The sequence below is a fragment of the Neoroseomonas oryzicola genome (genome assembly GCF_012163135.1).
In the GTDB taxonomy this organism is placed as follows: Bacteria; Pseudomonadota; Alphaproteobacteria; order Acetobacterales; family Acetobacteraceae; genus Neoroseomonas; species Neoroseomonas oryzicola.
In genome coordinates, this window is record NZ_JAAVUP010000001.1 from 164,702 (window position 1) to 179,976 (window position 15,275).

18 protein-coding genes are annotated in these 15,275 nt (G+C 73.1%); 15 read left to right on the forward strand and 3 right to left on the reverse strand.

Annotated elements, in window-relative coordinates; genetic code table 11:
• Positions 1–15 precede the first annotated feature (15 nt).
• The 9 genes from GWK15_RS00790 to serS all read left to right on the forward strand — a co-directional run bounded on the left by GWK15_RS00790 (position 16) and on the right by serS (position 8,043).
• Positions 16–825 (forward strand): SPOR domain-containing protein, encoded by an 810-nt coding sequence (locus GWK15_RS00790; protein WP_168038112.1) that lies wholly within the window; start codon positions 16–18, stop codon positions 823–825.
• Between the two features lie 16 nt (positions 826–841).
• Positions 842–1,876: a beta-N-acetylhexosaminidase gene (nagZ, locus tag GWK15_RS00795; RefSeq protein WP_338147168.1), complete on the forward strand. Its 1,035-nt coding sequence runs from the start codon at positions 842–844 to the stop codon at positions 1,874–1,876.
• Positions 1,876–2,583: a site-2 protease family protein gene (locus GWK15_RS00800; RefSeq protein WP_168038116.1), complete on the forward strand. Its 708-nt coding sequence runs from the start codon at positions 1,876–1,878 to the stop codon at positions 2,581–2,583. The genes nagZ and GWK15_RS00800 overlap by 1 nt, the downstream gene beginning before the upstream one ends.
• Positions 2,580–3,338, forward strand: a complete 759-nt coding sequence (locus GWK15_RS00805) for a segregation and condensation protein A (RefSeq protein WP_168038118.1) — start codon at positions 2,580–2,582, stop codon at positions 3,336–3,338. The genes GWK15_RS00800 and GWK15_RS00805 overlap by 4 nt, the downstream gene beginning before the upstream one ends.
• Positions 3,322–4,071: an SMC-Scp complex subunit ScpB gene (scpB, locus tag GWK15_RS00810; RefSeq protein ID WP_168038120.1), complete on the forward strand. Its 750-nt coding sequence runs from the start codon at positions 3,322–3,324 to the stop codon at positions 4,069–4,071. The genes GWK15_RS00805 and scpB overlap by 17 nt, the downstream gene beginning before the upstream one ends.
• A gap of 163 nt (positions 4,072–4,234) precedes the next feature.
• Positions 4,235–5,278 carry an ATP-binding cassette domain-containing protein gene (locus GWK15_RS26480; protein ID WP_168038122.1) on the forward strand — a complete coding sequence of 348 codons (1,044 nt, stop codon included), beginning with the start codon at positions 4,235–4,237 and terminating at the stop codon, positions 5,276–5,278.
• A gap of 87 nt (positions 5,279–5,365) precedes the next feature.
• A complete protein-coding gene (gene tatB, locus GWK15_RS26245; RefSeq protein ID WP_168038124.1) occupies positions 5,366–5,890 on the forward strand; it encodes a Sec-independent protein translocase protein TatB in 525 nt (174 codons plus the stop codon).
• A gap of 54 nt (positions 5,891–5,944) precedes the next feature.
• On the forward strand, positions 5,945–6,694 hold the full coding sequence (gene tatC / locus GWK15_RS00825; protein ID WP_168040173.1) for a twin-arginine translocase subunit TatC: 750 nt from the start codon (positions 5,945–5,947) through the stop codon (positions 6,692–6,694).
• 77 nt (positions 6,695–6,771) lie between these two features.
• Positions 6,772–8,043, forward strand: coding sequence for a serine--tRNA ligase (serS, locus tag GWK15_RS00830; RefSeq protein ID WP_168038126.1), 1,272 nt, complete (start codon positions 6,772–6,774; stop codon positions 8,041–8,043).
• A gap of 1 nt (position 8,044) precedes the next feature.
• On the opposite strand, the gene GWK15_RS00835 is transcribed toward serS, so the two are convergent.
• Positions 8,045–8,860: an FkbM family methyltransferase gene (locus tag GWK15_RS00835; protein WP_168038128.1), complete on the reverse strand. Its 816-nt coding sequence runs from the start codon at positions 8,858–8,860 to the stop codon at positions 8,045–8,047.
• Positions 8,861–8,913: 53 nt separating this feature from the next.
• Positions 8,914–9,777 carry an ATP-binding protein gene (locus GWK15_RS00840; RefSeq protein ID WP_168038130.1) on the reverse strand — a complete coding sequence of 288 codons (864 nt, stop codon included), beginning with the start codon at positions 9,775–9,777 and terminating at the stop codon, positions 8,914–8,916.
• Positions 9,778–9,904: 127 nt separating this feature from the next.
• Here GWK15_RS00840 and yajC point away from each other — a divergent pair, with 127 nt between their 5' ends.
• Positions 9,905–10,255 carry a preprotein translocase subunit YajC gene (gene yajC, locus GWK15_RS00845; protein ID WP_168038132.1) on the forward strand — a complete coding sequence of 117 codons (351 nt, stop codon included), beginning with the start codon at positions 9,905–9,907 and terminating at the stop codon, positions 10,253–10,255.
• A gap of 7 nt (positions 10,256–10,262) precedes the next feature.
• Positions 10,263–10,862, forward strand: coding sequence for an isochorismatase family protein (locus tag GWK15_RS00850; protein WP_168038134.1), 600 nt, complete (start codon positions 10,263–10,265; stop codon positions 10,860–10,862).
• Positions 10,863–10,940: 78 nt separating this feature from the next.
• Here GWK15_RS00850 and GWK15_RS00855 read toward each other — a convergent pair whose 3' ends face one another.
• Positions 10,941–11,582 (reverse strand): superoxide dismutase, encoded by a 642-nt coding sequence (locus GWK15_RS00855; protein ID WP_168038136.1) that lies wholly within the window; start codon positions 11,580–11,582, stop codon positions 10,941–10,943.
• 123 nt (positions 11,583–11,705) lie between these two features.
• Here GWK15_RS00855 and GWK15_RS00860 point away from each other — a divergent pair, with 123 nt between their 5' ends.
• The 4 genes from GWK15_RS00860 to GWK15_RS00875 all read left to right on the forward strand — a co-directional run bounded on the left by GWK15_RS00860 (position 11,706) and on the right by GWK15_RS00875 (position 15,227).
• Positions 11,706–12,518, forward strand: coding sequence for a squalene/phytoene synthase family protein (locus GWK15_RS00860; RefSeq protein WP_338147169.1), 813 nt, complete (start codon positions 11,706–11,708; stop codon positions 12,516–12,518).
• 65 nt (positions 12,519–12,583) lie between these two features.
• Complete coding sequence (locus GWK15_RS00865) at positions 12,584–13,171, forward strand: hypothetical protein (RefSeq protein ID WP_168038140.1); 588 nt, start codon at positions 12,584–12,586, stop codon at positions 13,169–13,171.
• Positions 13,172–13,237: 66 nt separating this feature from the next.
• On the forward strand, positions 13,238–14,032 hold the full coding sequence (locus GWK15_RS00870) for a hypothetical protein (RefSeq protein WP_168038142.1): 795 nt from the start codon (positions 13,238–13,240) through the stop codon (positions 14,030–14,032).
• A 67-nt stretch (positions 14,033–14,099) separates the two neighbouring features.
• On the forward strand, positions 14,100–15,227 hold the full coding sequence (locus GWK15_RS00875; protein WP_168038144.1) for a hypothetical protein: 1,128 nt from the start codon (positions 14,100–14,102) through the stop codon (positions 15,225–15,227).
• Positions 15,228–15,275: the final 48 nt, after the last annotated feature.

Consider the following 15,275-nt stretch of genomic DNA (forward strand, 5'->3'; position numbering starts at 1 on the left):
CCAGGGGGGTTGGGCATGACAGACGTTCAGATGCCGTCCTATCGGGTGCGGCCCGCCGATGGCGGGCCTCCCTGGCGGATGCTGGCGATCGGCGGGGGGCTTGCCGCCGTGCTCGCGGTCGGCGCTGCGATCGCCTGGGGCATCAGCCGCAGCGGAGGGTCGCGCAGCGTGCCGCTGATCGAGGCCGATCCGCGTCCCTTCAAGGTCCGCCCGGACGATCCCGGCGGGCTGCGCGTGCCCAACCAGGATGAACTGATCTTCGAGCGGAACCGCGGTGGCGCCCCGTCCGCCGGCGCGCGGCTTGCGCCGGAGCCGGAAGGGCCGCGGCTCGATGCCCTCCGCGCGCAGGTCGCGCAGCCGACTCAGCAGGCGGCGGCCCCTTCGGCGCCCGCGGCACCCGCGGCGGCGCCGGCGACCCCGGCAGCACCGCGCCAGGCGGCGAACGGCGCACCGGCGGCCCCGGCCGGGCAGAGGCAGGCCCCGGCAACTACGGCTGCCCCGCCCGCGTCGGCGCCGGCGGCCCAGGCCCCGGCGGCGACCCCGGCCGCCGCGCCCGCGCGCCCGGCCCCGGCACCCAACGGGACGATCCGCGTGCAACTCGGCGCCCTGACCTCGGAGGAAGCGGCGCGCGCGGAATGGGATCGCCTCGCGCGCCGCCACGCCGACCTGCTCGGCGCCTTCCGCCCGCAGGTCGTCCGCTTCGAGCGGGAAGGGCAGCCCACGCTGTACCGGCTCCGCACCGGCGGCTTCGCCGATGTCGCGGCCGCCCAGTCCTTCTGCGAGCAGGCGCGCGCCAAGCAGATGCCCTGCACCATCATCCGCTGACCCGGCCGCCATTCCCGTGACTCCCCGCGCGGCGATCGTCGGCCTGTCCGGCCCCGTCCTGACCCCCGAGGAAGCGGCGCTGCTGCGCGCCGAACGCCCGCTCGGCGTCATCCTGTTCGCCCGGAACGTCGCGGCCCCGACGCAATTGCGGGCGCTGACGGCCGCGATCCGCGAGATCCTTGGCGCCGAGGCGCCGATCCTGGTCGACCAGGAAGGGGGGCGCGTCGCGCGGCTCAAGCCGCCGCACTGGGAACGCTTCCCGGCTGCCGCAGCGTTCGAAGGCATGCCGGAACCGGCCATCCGGGCCAATGCGCTGCTGCTGGGCGCGACGTGCGTGGCCGAGGGCCTCGACGTCGTCTGCGCCCCGGTGCTGGACCTGCGGATCCCCGGCGCCCATGGCGTGATCGGCGACCGCGCCTATGCCGCGGACCCGGCCGAGATCGCCCGTTGCGGCGCAGCCGTGATCGCCGGCCTCCAGGCGGCCGGCGCGATCCCCGTCATCAAGCACATCCCCGGCCATGGCCGGTCGATGGCCGACAGCCATCACGAACTGCCACGCGTCGGCGCAGGCCTGGCCGAACTGGCGCAGGACATCGCGCCCTTCCGGGCGCTGGCCGCCTCGGGCGCCTGGGCGATGACCGCCCATGTGCTCTACGAGGCCTGGGATGCCAGCCGCCCTGCCACCATCTCTGCCCGCGTGATCAACGACATCATCCGCGGCGAGATCGGCTTCGACGGCGTGATCGTGACCGACGACCTTGCCATGGGGGCCTTGCAGGGCACCTCGAACGACCTCGCCGGCGCGGCGCTCGAGGCGGGCTGCGACGTCGTCCTGCATTGCACCGGGCGATTGGCCGAGACGGCCGCGCTGCTCTCCGCCTGCCCGCGGCTGAGCGTGCGCGCGGAGGAGCGTCTCGCCGCCGCCCGCGCCGCCCGGGACGCCTTCCGCGACCGCGAACCAGCGGCGCTGCGAAGCCTGCGCGACGCGACCCTCGGCGCCGCGTCCGGCGCCGCGGCCGGCGACGACCCGACAGCACGCCCCGCCGCCTGATGCTCGACTGGCTTCCGGAAGCCGCCGCGGCGGTGCTCGCCGCGGTGCTCGCCATCACGATGCATGAGGCGGCGCATGGCTACGCCGCGCTGGCCCTCGGCGACGACACCGCGAAGAAGGCGGGGCGGATCAGCCTGAATCCGCTGCGCCATGTCGACACCTTCGGCACCCTCATCCTGCCGGGGCTGATGATCGCCGGGCAGCTGCTGACCATCGGCCAGGTCCAGGCGGTGTTCGGCTGGGCCAAGCCGGTGCCGGTGGACATCTGGCGCCTGCGCAACCCGCGCTGGGGCATGGTGCTGGTCGCCGCCGCCGGGCCGGCTGTGAACGCCTTCCAGGCCATTGTCGCGGCACTCCTGGTCCATGCCGTGGTGGCTGGGGAGGGGATGCTCGGCCCCGATCTGGCGCGCTACCTGGTGCGCTTCCTCGCCCTGGTGATGGTGGCGAACCTGGTGCTCGGGCTGTTCAACCTGCTGCCGCTGCCCCCGCTCGACGGCGGGCGGATCATGGTCGGCATCCTGCCCCGCGGGCCGGCCATCGCGCTGGCGCGGGTCGAACCCTATGGACTCCTGATCGTCATCCTGGGCTTGTTCATCCTGCCCATGGTCGTTCCGGCCTGGGACCCGATGAACTGGTTCGTGCGGAACCTCGTCGGGCCGGCCTTCGACCTCGTGCTCGTGCTCACGGGCCACGGAGCGGGCGGATGAGCGAGACGCTGCAACTGCACCTGGACGGCTTCGAAGGGCCGCTCGACCTGCTGCTGGAACTGGCGCGGGCGCAGAAGGTCGACATCGCGAAGATCTCGATCGTCGCGCTGGTGGACCAGTATCTCGCGGTGATCGAGGGCGCGCGTCGGGTCCGGCTGGAACTGGCCGCCGACTGGCTGGTGATGGCCGCCTGGCTCGCCTGGCTGAAGTCCCGACTGCTGATCCCGCCCGAGGAGGCCGAGGGCGAGGACGCCGAGGCGCTGGCCGAGACGCTGACGGAACGTCTCGCGGAACTGGAACGCATGCGCGCGGCCGCGCTGTGGCTGAACCGCCGGCCCTGGCTGGGCCATGACGTCTTCGCCCGCGGCCTGCCGGAAAGCCTGCGCGTCGAGGACCGTTCGGGCCTGCATGCCGACCTGCCGTCTCTGCTGCAGGCCTATGTCGCCGCGCGGCGGCGGGCGCTGGCGAAACGTCCCTACCGGCCCAAGCCGCGGAAACTGTTCACCGTGCAGGAGGCGCTGGAGCGCCTGACCCGCCTGGTCGGCGCCCTGCCGTCCTGGTCGGTGCTGCAGGGTTTCCTGCCCGATACGATCGTCGACCCGGTGGAACGGCGCGCGGCCCTTGCCAGCACGCTCGTGGCAGGCTTGGAGATGGCCCGCGGCGGCGGCATCGAGATCCGCCAGGAAGAGGCCTTCGGCCCCATCATGGTCCGCCGCCGGACGGAAGAAGGTACGACGGATGAACGGAACGCCTGAGACGCCGGAGGAGGCGCCCGAGGCGCCGCCCGCGGCGGCGGGCGAAGCCGTGCCCGTGCCGCCCGCGCCGGAACCGGAGCCCGCACCGCCGGAGGCCGACCCGGCGCTGCTCGCCGAGGGCGTGCGCGTCGCCGAGGCGCTGATCTATGCCTCGGACCGGCCGGTGACGCCGGCCATGCTCGCCGCCGTGCTGCCGGAGGGGCTGACCGCCACCGCCGCCGCCGCCGCCCTGGCCGAGGCCTGCGAGGGCAGGGGCGTGGTGCTGACCGAGGTCGCCGGTGGCTGGGCCTTCCGCACCGCGCCGGACCTCGCGCAACGGCTGACCAAGGTGGTCCAGGCCCCGCGCCGCCTGCCGCGTGCGGCGATGGAAGCGCTGTCCGTCATCGCCTACCACCAGCCCTGCACCCGCGGCGAGATCGAGGAGATCCGCGGTGCGACGCTGTCCCAGACGACGCTGGAAGCGCTGCTGGAACTCGGCCTGATCGCTCCGCGCGGGCGGCGCGAGGTGCCCGGCCGCCCGACGCTGTGGGGGACCACCCCGAAATTCCTCGAGCAGTTCGGGCTGAAGGCGCTGTCGGACCTGCCCCGCAAGGAGGAACTGGTCACTGCCGAGACCGCGCCGGCCCTGCCGCTCGGCCCCGCGCCAGCGGAATCGCCGGCTGAAGCGGCACCCGAACCGGAAGAACCGCCCGCTTCCTCGGAAGACGAGCCCCCCGCGCCGCCGACGCCATGACCCAGTCTTGCCAAGACCAGCGCACCCCGCGGCCTGCCGCTATCGGCCGGCCGGGAGCGCAAGGCGCGACCGCGCCCGACCGCGAGCCGCGCCGGGCGCAGCATTCCCGCGCGAAGCCAAGCCGGCCGGACGGCCGGCGCCCGGCGTCTGAGGGCCAACAACCGTGACCCTCGTGTTCCGGGACATCCGCCACGCCTATGGGTCGCTCGCCGTGCTCCGCGGCGTCGACCTCACCGTGGCGCCGGGGGAGATCGTCTGCCTGCTCGGCGCCTCGGGCTGCGGCAAGACGACGCTGCTGCGCCTCGCCGCGGGGCTCGAGCCGCTGCAGGCCGGGCAGATCGAGCTCGGCGGCCAGGTCATCGCCGAGCCGGGCAGGGACGTGCCCCCGGAACGGCGCGGCGTCGGCTTCGTCTTCCAGGACTACGCGCTGTTCCCCCACCTGACGGTCGCGGAGAACGTCGCCTTCGGCCTGCGCTTCGCCCCCCGCGGGGAACGCGGCTGGCGGGTGATGGATGCCCTCGCGCGGGTGGGGCTCGAGGCCTATCACGGCGCCTATCCGCACATGCTCTCGGGCGGGCAGCAGCAGCGCGTGGCACTGGCCCGCGCGCTGGCGCCGCGCCCGGCGGTGCTGCTGCTGGACGAGGCCTTCGCCAGCCTCGACGCCCGGCTGCGCGAACAGGTCCGCGACGACACGCTGCACGTCCTGCAGACCTCCGGCATCGCCACCCTGCTGGTGACCCACGATTCGGAGGAGGCGATGTTCATGGGCGACCGCATCGCCCTGATGCGGGAAGGCCGGATCCTTCAGATCGGCCCGCCCGAGGCGCTCTATTTCGGCCCGGTCGACCGCTATGTCGCGACCTTCCTCGGCGAGGTGAACCGGCTTCCCGGACGGGTGCGGGAGGGCAGGGCGGAAACCGCGATCGGCAGCCTGCCGGCGCAGATGGCCGACGGCATGCCGGCCGAGGTGCTGGTGCGCCCCGAGGGCCTGCGGCTCGGCGCCGAGGGCGGGCACCCGGCGGAAGTCGAGGCCTGCCGCCTGCTGGGTGCGACGACGCTGGTGCACCTCGCCATCCCGGACGGGACGGGCGGGCTGCTGCACCTGCATGCGCGCCTGCCCCCCGGGCGGCGCCTCGCGCGCGGGGAGCACGTGAACGTCGCGCTGGATCCGGAACGGGCCTTCGTCTTTCCGCCCGAGGCTTCCTAGATAGGCGGTAGCCGCATTGGCGGCGTGGCGGCTTCCTGCTAACGGGGCGTCCCCCGTGCGGGAGTGCGCCGGGGACGAAGGGAACACATGTTCGACCTGGCCTGGTCCGAGATCGCGCTGATTGCCGTGGTGGCGCTCGTCGTCATCGGGCCCAAGGACCTGCCCGATGCGATCAAGGGCGTGGCCAAGGGCATCCAGTCCCTGCGCCGCAAGGTCGCCGAGTTCCAGCAGCAGGCGGACGAGCTGGTCCGCGAGGCGAAGCTCGATGACGTGCGCAACCAGATCGCCGAGGTGCGCAACACCATCAGCGACATCCGCAAGTTCGACATCAAGGGCGAGATCGAGAAGGCGGTCGATTCCGACGGCACCGTCCGCAAGGCCTTCGAGGACCCGATGACCGGCGGGACGACCGCGCCGGCCTGGGAACCCCCCCCGGTGCCGGAGAACGCGCCTGCCTTCGTGCCGCCCGACGTCGCCCGCTGGCACGCCCCACCCCCGCCGCCGCCCCCGGTCGTCGAGGCGCCGCCGGCGCCCGCCTTCGTGCCGCCGTCCGAGGGCGGGACCGCCCCCGCCCCGGCCGCGACGCCGGCGACCACCACCCCGAGCGTCTGAAGGGACGGCTCCGTGGCCTCCAACACCGACGAAGACGTCATCGACGACAAGCCGATGCCGTTGATGGATCACCTGAAGGAGCTGCGTCAGCGGCTGCTGTGGTCCGTCGCCGCCTTCTTCATCGCCTTCGCCGGCTGCTACTACTTCGCCGAGCCGATCTACTTCTTCCTGGCCGAACCGCTGATCAAGGTGATGCGGGAGCTTGGGCATTCGAACCCGCGGCTGATCTTCACCCATCTGCTCGAGGCCTTCGTCACCTACCTGAAGGTGGCGTTCTTCGGCGCGATCTTCCTGTCCTTCCCGATGTGGGCGACGCAGCTGTGGCTGTTCGTCGCGCCGGGGCTCTACCGGTCCGAGAAGCGGGCGATCCTGCCCTTCCTCGTCGCCTCGCCCTTCCTGTTCCTGCTGGGCGCGGCGCTCGCCTACTACTTCATCTTCCCGCTGGCCTGGCGCTTCCTCGCTGGTTTCGCGACGCCGCCGGGCGGCTGGGACGGCGCCTCGGTCGACCTGCTGCCGAAGGTGAGCGAGTACCTCTCGCTCGTCATGCACATGATCCTGGCCTTCGGCCTGGCCTTCCAGCTGCCGGTGCTGCTGACCCTGCTGTGCAAGGTCGGCATCCTGAACGTGGATTCGCTGCGCAAGGGCCGCCGCTATGCGGTGGTGATCATGTTCGTGGTCGCCGCCGTGCTGACGCCGCCCGACATCATCAGCCAGATCGGCCTCGCCGTGCCGCTGATCGCGCTCTACGAGGTCTCGATCCTCGCGGCGCGATGGATGGCGCCGAAGCCGACGGACGAAAGTTGACCCTGTGACGACGGCGCCCCGCCTGCGCGGGGCAGGTTCCGGCTTCCAGGGTTCAGGACTTCGAGAGGCAGATCGCCATGCATGATATCCGGGCGGTGCGGGCGGACCCCGCGGCATTCGACGCGGCGCTGGCGCGGCGTGGGCTCGCGCCCTCCTCGGCGGCGATCCTCGCCCGCGACGAGGCGCGCCGCGCCGCGCAATCCGCGCTGCAGGACAAGCAGGCCCGCCGCAACGCCATCGCCAAGGAGATCGGCATGGCGAAGCGGCAGGGCGGCGACACCAGCGCCCTGGAAGCCGAGGCGGTGGCGCTGCGCGACGAGATGGCCGCGCTCGACGCCGCCGCGACCGAGGCGGAGCGCGAGCAGACCGTGCTGCTCGAAGCCCTGCCCAACCTGCTGGACGCCGAAGTGCCGGACGGCGCCGACGAAACCTCCAACGTCGTCCTGCACCAGCATGGCGATGTCCCGAACCTCGCCTTCGCGCCGAAACAGCATTTCGAGCTCGGCGAGGCGCTGGGGCTGATGGATTTCGGCACCGCGACGAAGCTCGCCGGCGCGCGCTTCACCGTGCTGAGGGGGGCGCTGGCGCGGCTCGAGCGCGCGCTCGGCCAATGGATGATCACGCTGCACACCGAGCAGCACGCCTATTCCGAGACCTCGGTCCCGCTGCTGGTCAACGACGCCACGATGTACGGCACCGGCCAGTTGCCGAAGTTCGGCGAGGACCTGTTCCGCACCACCGACGATCGCTGGCTGATCCCGACCGCCGAGGTCCCGCTGACCAACTTCGCGCGGGAGGAGATCCTGGCCGAGGCGGACCTCCCGATCCGGCTGACCGCGCTGACGCCCTGCTTCCGCTCCGAGGCCGGCAGCGCCGGGCGCGACACCCGCGGCATGCTGCGGCAGCACCAGTTCTGGAAGGTGGAGATGGTCTCCATCACCACCCAGGAGCAGTCCGCCGAGGAGCATGAGCGCATGACGCGCTGCGCCGAGCGGGTGCTGACCGAGCTCGGCCTGACCTGGCGGCGCGTCTTCCTCTGCGCCGGGGATACCGGCTTCGGCGCGGCGCGGACCTATGACCTGGAGGTCTGGCTACCGGGCCAGCAGGCCTGGCGCGAGATCTCCTCCTGCTCCAACTGCCGCGACTTCCAGGCGCGGCGGATGAACGGGCGCTACAAGCCGAAGGAGGGGAAGGGGAACCTCTTCCTCCATACGCTGAACGGCTCGGGCGTCGCGGTGGGCCGTGCGCTGATCGCGGTGATGGAGACCTACCAGCAGGAGGATGGCAGCATCCTGGTGCCGGAGGTGCTGCGCCCCTGGATGGGCGGGATCGAGAAGATCGCGCGCTGACCTACAGCGCGCGGCCGAAGACCCGGATCGCCGCGGCCGTGGCGATCCGCTCGGTCCAGAAGGCGATGTCGCGCACGTAGAGCGTGTTCGGCCGCGCGGGTGCGTCGCGCGGCGCCAGCGCACGCCGGAACGGATCATAGGCGAAGGGCGCGAAGCCGGCGGCGCGCATCGCGGCCTCGATGGCGGCGTCGGTCGGCCCGGCGGTCTCGAGGATCGCGGCCTTCAGCGCATCGCCGGCCAGCAGGCCCGCCGCGCCGGCGAGGACCTCGGGCTCGCCGCCCTCGACATCGACCTTGAGCAGCAGGGGCGGCGCACCGGCGGTGAGCGCGTCGAGCGTCTCGACCGGCACCTCCGTCCCGCCATCGGCCGCGGCCCGGTTGGTGGTGCCGCGACCGGTCGTGAAGCGCAGGGTGCCCGGCGCGGCGCCGGCGGCGACGGCGCGGACCTCGACACGATCCTCGATGCCGTTCAGCGCCAGCATGGCGCGCAGGTCGGGCAGCGTCTCGGCGGCCGGTTCCAGGGCGAGCACCCGCGCCCCGGCCGCCCCCGCGGCCAACGCGGCATAGACGCCGACATTCGCCCCCGCATCCGCCATTCGGTCGCCCGGCCGCAGCGCCTGGAGCACGAAGCCCATCTCGGCCGGGTCGGTCAGGCCCGCATACCAGCAGGCGGTGGCGGAGGAGAGGCCGCGCCGCAGCCGCAGGCGCACCGCGCCCGCGGGGCCTTCCACCCAGGCCGGTTCCAGCGTGCCGCCGCGCCGCGCGACGGCCTGCCAGCGCAGCAGCCGCGCCGCGGCGCCGATCGGGTCGCGCCGCACCAGCGGATGCCGCGCGAGGAAGCCCGCCAGGCGCGGTAGCGCGGAAAGGCGGCTCAGGCCGGGATCCTCACCCCGAGGCGACCGGCGAGGTCCAGGATGAACTGCCAGGCGACGCGGCCCGACCGCCCGCCGCGGGTGACGGACCATTCGACCGCCTCGGCGCGCAGGTGCTCCGGCGTCACGGGCAGGCCGAAATAGGCGGCATAGCCCTCGATCATGGCGAAGAAGGTGTCCTGGTCGGCATTGTGGAAACCGATCCAGAGGCCGAAGCGATCGGAGAGCGAGACCTTCTCCTCGATCGCCTCCGAGCCGTGGATCGCCGTCGAGCGCTCGTTCTCGATCATGTCGCGCGACATCAGGTGGCGGCGGTTCGAGGTGGCGTAGAACAGCACGTTCTCCGGCCGGCCCTCGATGCCGCCGTCGAGCACCGACTTCAGCGCCTTGTAGTCCGCATCCTCCTTCTCGAAGGAGAGGTCGTCGCAGAACACCAGGCAGCGGCGCGGCTGGGCGCGGAGGAAGTTGAGAAGATCCGGCAGGGTGCGGATGTCCTCGCGGTGGATCTCGATCAGCGCGAGGCTGCCGGGGATCTCGGCATTCGCGGCGGCATGGGCGGCCTTCACCAGGGACGACTTGCCGGTGCCCCGTGCCCCCCACAGCATCGCGTTATTGGCGGTGAAGCCGCGCGCGAAGCGCATCGTGTTCTCGAGCAGGATGTCCTTCTGGCGCTCGACGCCGCGCAGCAGGCCGATGGGCACCGCCGAGACCTTGGGCACGGGCGAGAGCCGCGCCTCGGGGCCGGGATGCCAGACGAAGGCATCGGCACCGGCAAGCGCCGGGGCGGCCACGGGCGGCGGGGCGAGGCGCTCGAGCGCCTCGGCGATGCGGGTCAGGGTGGGCAGAAGGGCGTGGTCGGTCATGGCCCGCGCGGAATAGGGCCTGCGCGGGCCGCCGGGAAGGGGGCCGCCCTCCGCCGCTTGACGCGCGGGGGCTTGCGGCTAGGTTGCCGCGCTCTTCTTCACGTGCCGGGAAACGGAAACAAAGCCCATGTGGACCCCCTTCGGGATCTCGACCGCCCATGCCCAGGATGCCGCCGCCGGCGGCATGGGCGTCGTCATGCAGCTGATGCCGCTGGTCCTGATCTTCGTCGTCTTCTACTTCCTGCTGATCCGCCCGCAGCAGAAGAAGATGAAGGAGCATCGCGAGATGCTCACCCAGCTGAAGCGCAACGACCGCGTCGTGACCGCGGGGGGCATCATCGCCACCGTCACCAAGGTCAAGGAAGGCTCCGACGAGATCGAGGCCGAGATCGCCCCGAACGTGCGGGTGATGCTGGTGCGTGGCACGATCAGCTCCGTCATCCGCCCCGAAGCGGCGAACGACGCCAAGCCGGCCTGATCGCGCCATGGCCCGGCCCCGCACGCTGCTCGACCTGGCGGGTGCGCTGCGCGATCCGCCGCGCCTCGCCGATGCTGCGCTCGTCGTGATCGACGCGCAGGGGGAATACGGTCCCGAGGGCCGGCTGCCGCTCGAAGGCATGGCGGAGGCGCGCGCGGCCCTCGCGGGGCTGCTGGCCCGTGCGCGTGCGGCCGGGGCGGTGGTGATCCACATCGCCCATCGCGGCAAGGCGGGCGGGCTGTTCGACCGTGATGCCGCCGGCGGTGCCTTCCTGCCGGATGCCGCGCCGCTGGCGAATGAAGCGGTGGTGGAGAAGGGACTGCCCAACGCCTTCGCCGGGACCGACCTGCAGGCGTTGCTGACGCAGGCGGGCAAGCCGGACCTCGTGCTGGCCGGCTTCATGACGCATATGTGCGTGAGTGCCACGGCGCGCGCGGCGCTCGACCTCGGGCATCGCGTGACGGTCGCGGGCGATGCGGTGGCGAGCCGTGCCCTGCCGGATCCCATGGGCGGCGCCGACATTCCGGGTGCTGAGATCAGCCGCATCGCTCTGGCCGAACTCGCGGACCGCTTCGCGATGGTGGTGCGGGCCGAGACCCTGCGCTGACCGGCCGGCACGGCCGCAAATGAAAAGGGCGCCGGGGATTTCCCCCGGCGCCCTTCGCGTTTGCGCGGTGGCGTCCGCTCAGGCCGCCTGGCCCGAGGTGAAGCCGCCCTTGGCGAGCAGGTCGGCCACGACTTCCCAGTTCACGAGCTTCTCGAGGAAGTTCGCGAGGTAGTTCGGGCGGACGTTGCGGAAGTCGAGGTAGTAGGCGTGCTCCCACACGTCGACGCCGAGGATCGGCTTGCCCTCGCCGGTCGAGACCGGGTTGGCGCCGTTCGGGGTCTTGGTGACCTTCAGCTTGCCGTCGGCGCCGATGATCAGCCAGGCCCAGCCCGAGCCGAACTGCGTCGCGCCGGCGGTCTTGAAGGCCTCCTTGAAGGCCGCGAGGCCGCCGAGGTCGCTATCGATCTTCGCGGCGAGCGCGGCCGGCAGGCTTTCGCCATGCGCGCCGCCCGGCGCCATCACGTTCCAGAACAGGCAGTGGTTGTAGTGCTGGCCGGCCTGGTTCAGCACGGGCACGCCGTCGGCGCCGGCCTTGCCGGCCTCGACGCAGATCGCCTCGAGCGTCTTGCCGGCGAGGCCCTTGCTCTCGATCAGGCCGTTCAGCGCGGTGACGTAGGCGTTGTGGTGCTTGCCGTGATGGAGCTCGAGCGTCTCCTGGCACATGCCGTTGGCGGCGAGGGCGCCGGTGGCGTAGGGCAGCGGGGGCAGGCTGAAGGCCATGGGGTCTCTCCCGATCGTCGGACGAAGCGCGGGCCGCGCCTCCCGGTCGAGGTAGGCGGGGCCTTATCGCGCGTCAACCGCAGCGGGCTTCCGTCCGGACGCGCGGGCCCGCATAGAGGCGACGTGAGCCTTTCCCCGATCGGCGCCTTCGCGCGCGCACACGACCCCGACCGCTTCCTCTGCGCGCTTTTCGCGCCGGCGGAAGCGCGCGAGGCGATCTTCGCCCTGATCGCGCTGAATCACGAACTTGCCCGCGCGCGGGAGGCGGCGACGAATCCGCTCGCCGCGATGATCCGCCTGCAATGGTGGCGCGACGCGGTGGAGGAGGTGCGCGCGGGGCGCCCGGCCCGGCGGCACGAGGTCGCGGGGCCGCTCGCGGCGGTGATCGCGCAGGGGGGCCTCGAACCTGACGACCTGATCGCGCTCGCCGATGCGCGCGAGGCCGAGGCGGAGGAGGAGGGGCTCGCCACCGAGGAGGCCTTCGTCGCCTGGCTGCGCGGCACTGCCGGCGGCTGGTCCGCGGTCGCCGGCCGCGCGCTGGGGGCGAGCGCGGAGGAGGCCGAGGTCCTGCGTGGCCTCGGCGCCGCCTATGGCCTGGCAGGCGTGCTGCGGAGCATCGCGGCCCATGCTGGGCAGGGACGTTGCCTGCTGCCGGCGGACCGGCTCGCGCGCGCCGGCCTGAACGCCGAGGCGGTGATCGGGGCCCCCGACGCCCCCGCGGTGCTGGACCTGCGGCGTGAGATGGCGGCCGAGGGCCTGACGGCGCTTGCCAGGGCGCGGCGCGACGTGCCGCGGGGGCTCGTCGCCGCGGCGCTGCCAGCGGTGCTGGCGCGGCGTGACCTCGCCCGCCTCGCGCGCGGCGGCGCGCTGCCGCAGGGGCGCGGAGTCGGGGACCGCCTCGTCGTCATGCTCGCGGGGCTGCGCGGGCGGGTCTGAAGCAGCGCATTGCTGCCGCGCCGCATCGTCCCGAGGCTGCCGCCCGAGTGGGATGAGGTGCGGTGATGGCGCGTGGCGAGGATGCCGCGATGCTCGATATGGCGGCGCGGCTGGCTGGGTTGTCGACGGCGGAGCGCGAGGTGCTCGGCGCGCGGCTGGGGGCGCTGCGCGCGGCCTTCCCGCGCCGACCGCTGCGGGTCCGTCCGCCGGGCCGGCGGCAGGGGCGACGGCTGGCGGGCGTGGCGCTGCTGGCCTTGGCGCTTGGCGGCGGACTGGGGGTCGGCGGCATGGCGCTGGCGGGCCCGCGGATCGGGTTGCTCATGGGGCTCGGCGGGCTGGGGCTGGCCGCGATCGGCTGGCTGCGCCCGGGCGGCGAGGCGCGCTGGCTGCGCCAGGAGCTGGACGGCCGCCTGCTGGTGCCGGTGCTGCTGTGGCGGGCGGATGGACCGCGCCTCGTCGCGGTGCCGGAGGGCCGGCGGGTGGTCGGGGCGCTGCCGGGCCTGTCGCTCGATCCCGGCCGGGATCCGCCGCGCCTTCTCCTCGGCGTCGCGGCCGAGGGCGGTGACGTCGTCCTGGCGGTCGACCCGGGGCTGCGGGGCATCGGCCTGACGGCGGAGGAGCAGGCGGGCATCCGTGCGGCCCTGGCGCTGTGATCTGCTTCTCTGGCCTGCGGGCGCATCGCGGCGCAGTCTTCCCGTGACCCGCCCGGAGACATCGTCGTGAATGCCGTGCTCGCCGCCTTCCCGCGCCGTTCCCTCGTGCTGAAGCCGGGCCGCGGGGCCCTGGGCGGGTGGCTGCTGGGCCTGGGAGCCTTGGTGCTGTTCGGCGGTTTCCTGGCCCTGCTGGCCGTCGAGGTGGTGCCCGAGATCCGCGACGATTTCGCCGTGCGGGAGACGGCGCGGCCCGCCCCCGGCGCACGCATCGTCGAAGGCCGCTGCCGGTCCCGCCTGTTCCTGATGCAGTCCTGCGACGTCACCATCGCCTGGCGCGGCAAGGATGGCGGCGGCACGCGCAAGCTCAGCTACCTGTTCGTCGAGCCGCATATGGGGTCGTGGAACGCGCAGCCCATGGCGGACCCGCAGCGGCCGGAACTGGTGACGACGGATCTCGGTCTCGACCGGCTGTGGAACCGCGTCGGCACGGCGATCGGCGGCGCTGTCTTCGCGGTCGCGCTGATCGTCGGGGTGATGATCGGCGCACGGCGAACGCAATCCGCGCGCGGGCAACTGAAGGCGCTGTCCGGGCGGGTGCTGGAACCGGTGCCCGTGCGCTTCCGGGGCTGGGGGGAAGGCCCGAGCTGGATCGTGCAGGACGATCGCGGCGCGACCGCCGAATGGCCGGTCCGCAAGTCCGACAAGCCCTTCGTGCTGGACGAGGCGCGCGGGCTGGTCCTCGCGCTGCGCGACCCGGCCGGCGGCCCGGCCTTCCCGCTCGACGAAAAGCTGCGCTTGGTCACCCTCTCGCCCGAGGAGCGCGCGCGCATCCTGGCCGCGCGCGGCGCCGCCGCGGGATGAGGCCGCGCCTTGACGCGAGGGGTGCAAGGCCGGAAGGCTCGCGACCCGTGCCAGGAAAGCCGCGCAGATGATGTTCGAGGGGGTCGCGCCCGGGACGTGCCGGGTGCCGATCGTCATCTTCTCCTTCGACCGGCCGGAGTATCTCGAACGGCTGTGCCGCGGGCTGCTGGCGCAGGCGCAGCTCCGCCCCGATCCGTCGCGCGTCTTCCTGCTGCAGGATGGCGCGGTGTCGCCGCGAACCGGCCATCGCTACGGCCGCCCGCTGCGGATGCAGCGCTGCATCGAGGTCTTCCGGGCGTTGTTCCCCGAAGGCCAGGTGCTGGCGGCGGAGCACAACCTCGGCATCGCCGACAACATCCTGCGCGGGCAGCGGCATGTCTTCGAGACCCTGGACGAGGAGGCGGGCTACTTCTTCGAGGACGACCTCGAGCCAGGCCCGCTCTACCTCGCCGCGCTCGAGGCGATGCGCGCCGCGACCGAGCCCTTCGCCGACCGCGTCGCCTATTTTGCCGCCTATGGCGACCACAAGTCACCGAAGCCGGGGCCGGAGGTGCGCGCGGTGCAGCTCGGCCACCATTGGGGCTTCGGGCTGCGGCGCGCGGCTTGGCGACGCATCCAGGCCTTCCTGCCGGCCTGGTGGGAGGAGGCGCGGCGCGTCGATTTCCAGGGCCGCAACCGGCTGCGCCTGTTGAGGATCCAGCGCGACTGGGACGTGGCGGTCGACGGCATCGCCGAGGATGCGGCGACCGAACTCGCCTGCGCCTCGCTGGGCCTCGCGCGGCTGAACACCGATGTCTCCTTCGCGCGCTACATCGGCGAGCATGGCGAGCACTTCAATCCGGGCGTCTTCCGCGCGCTCGGCTTCGAGGGGATGCAGTGGGCGGAGGGCGATCGCTTCGCGCTGCAGGCGCCTACCGCCGATGAGGTGGTGCGCATTGCCGCGACAGCGCGGGAGGGCCGCGTCGCCTACCGGCGCGACCACCTCGAGAACCTGATCGCGCGGGCCGAGGCCGAGCTGGTCGATCCCGACCGCATCGCGACGGCGGAGGATGTCGCCGCGATGTGGCTGATGCTGCTCGACCGGCGCGTGGTGCCGCAGGAGGTGCTGGAACGCCATGCGGGCCGCACGACGATCCGCGACCTGCGCCGCGTCATCGTGCGGATGCCGTTGTTCCGGCGGATGACCGCGCCTTAGAGCCGTTGCCGTTCGCCGTGGCTAACGGCAACGCCTCCAGACTTTTGT

Coding starts and splice junctions, on each gene's coding strand:
- GWK15_RS00790 (WP_168038112.1), top strand. CDS start 16: ATGACAGACGTTCAGATGCCGTCCTATCGGGTGCGGCCCGCCGATGGC.
- GWK15_RS00800 (WP_168038116.1), top strand. CDS start 1,876: ATGCTCGACTGGCTTCCGGAAGCCGCCGCGGCGGTGCTCGCCGCGGTG.
- GWK15_RS00805 (WP_168038118.1), top strand. CDS start 2,580: ATGAGCGAGACGCTGCAACTGCACCTGGACGGCTTCGAAGGGCCGCTC.
- scpB (WP_168038120.1), top strand. CDS start 3,322: ATGAACGGAACGCCTGAGACGCCGGAGGAGGCGCCCGAGGCGCCGCCC.
- tatB (WP_168038124.1), top strand. CDS start 5,366: ATGTTCGACCTGGCCTGGTCCGAGATCGCGCTGATTGCCGTGGTGGCG.
- tatC (WP_168040173.1), top strand. CDS start 5,945: ATGCCGTTGATGGATCACCTGAAGGAGCTGCGTCAGCGGCTGCTGTGG.
- serS (WP_168038126.1), top strand. CDS start 6,772: ATGCATGATATCCGGGCGGTGCGGGCGGACCCCGCGGCATTCGACGCG.
- GWK15_RS00840 (WP_168038130.1), bottom strand. CDS start 9,777: ATGACCGACCACGCCCTTCTGCCCACCCTGACCCGCATCGCCGAGGCG.
- yajC (WP_168038132.1), top strand. CDS start 9,905: ATGTGGACCCCCTTCGGGATCTCGACCGCCCATGCCCAGGATGCCGCC.
- GWK15_RS00850 (WP_168038134.1), top strand. CDS start 10,263: ATGGCCCGGCCCCGCACGCTGCTCGACCTGGCGGGTGCGCTGCGCGAT.
- GWK15_RS00855 (WP_168038136.1), bottom strand. CDS start 11,582: ATGGCCTTCAGCCTGCCCCCGCTGCCCTACGCCACCGGCGCCCTCGCC.
- GWK15_RS00865 (WP_168038140.1), top strand. CDS start 12,584: ATGGCGCGTGGCGAGGATGCCGCGATGCTCGATATGGCGGCGCGGCTG.
- GWK15_RS00875 (WP_168038144.1), top strand. CDS start 14,100: ATGATGTTCGAGGGGGTCGCGCCCGGGACGTGCCGGGTGCCGATCGTC.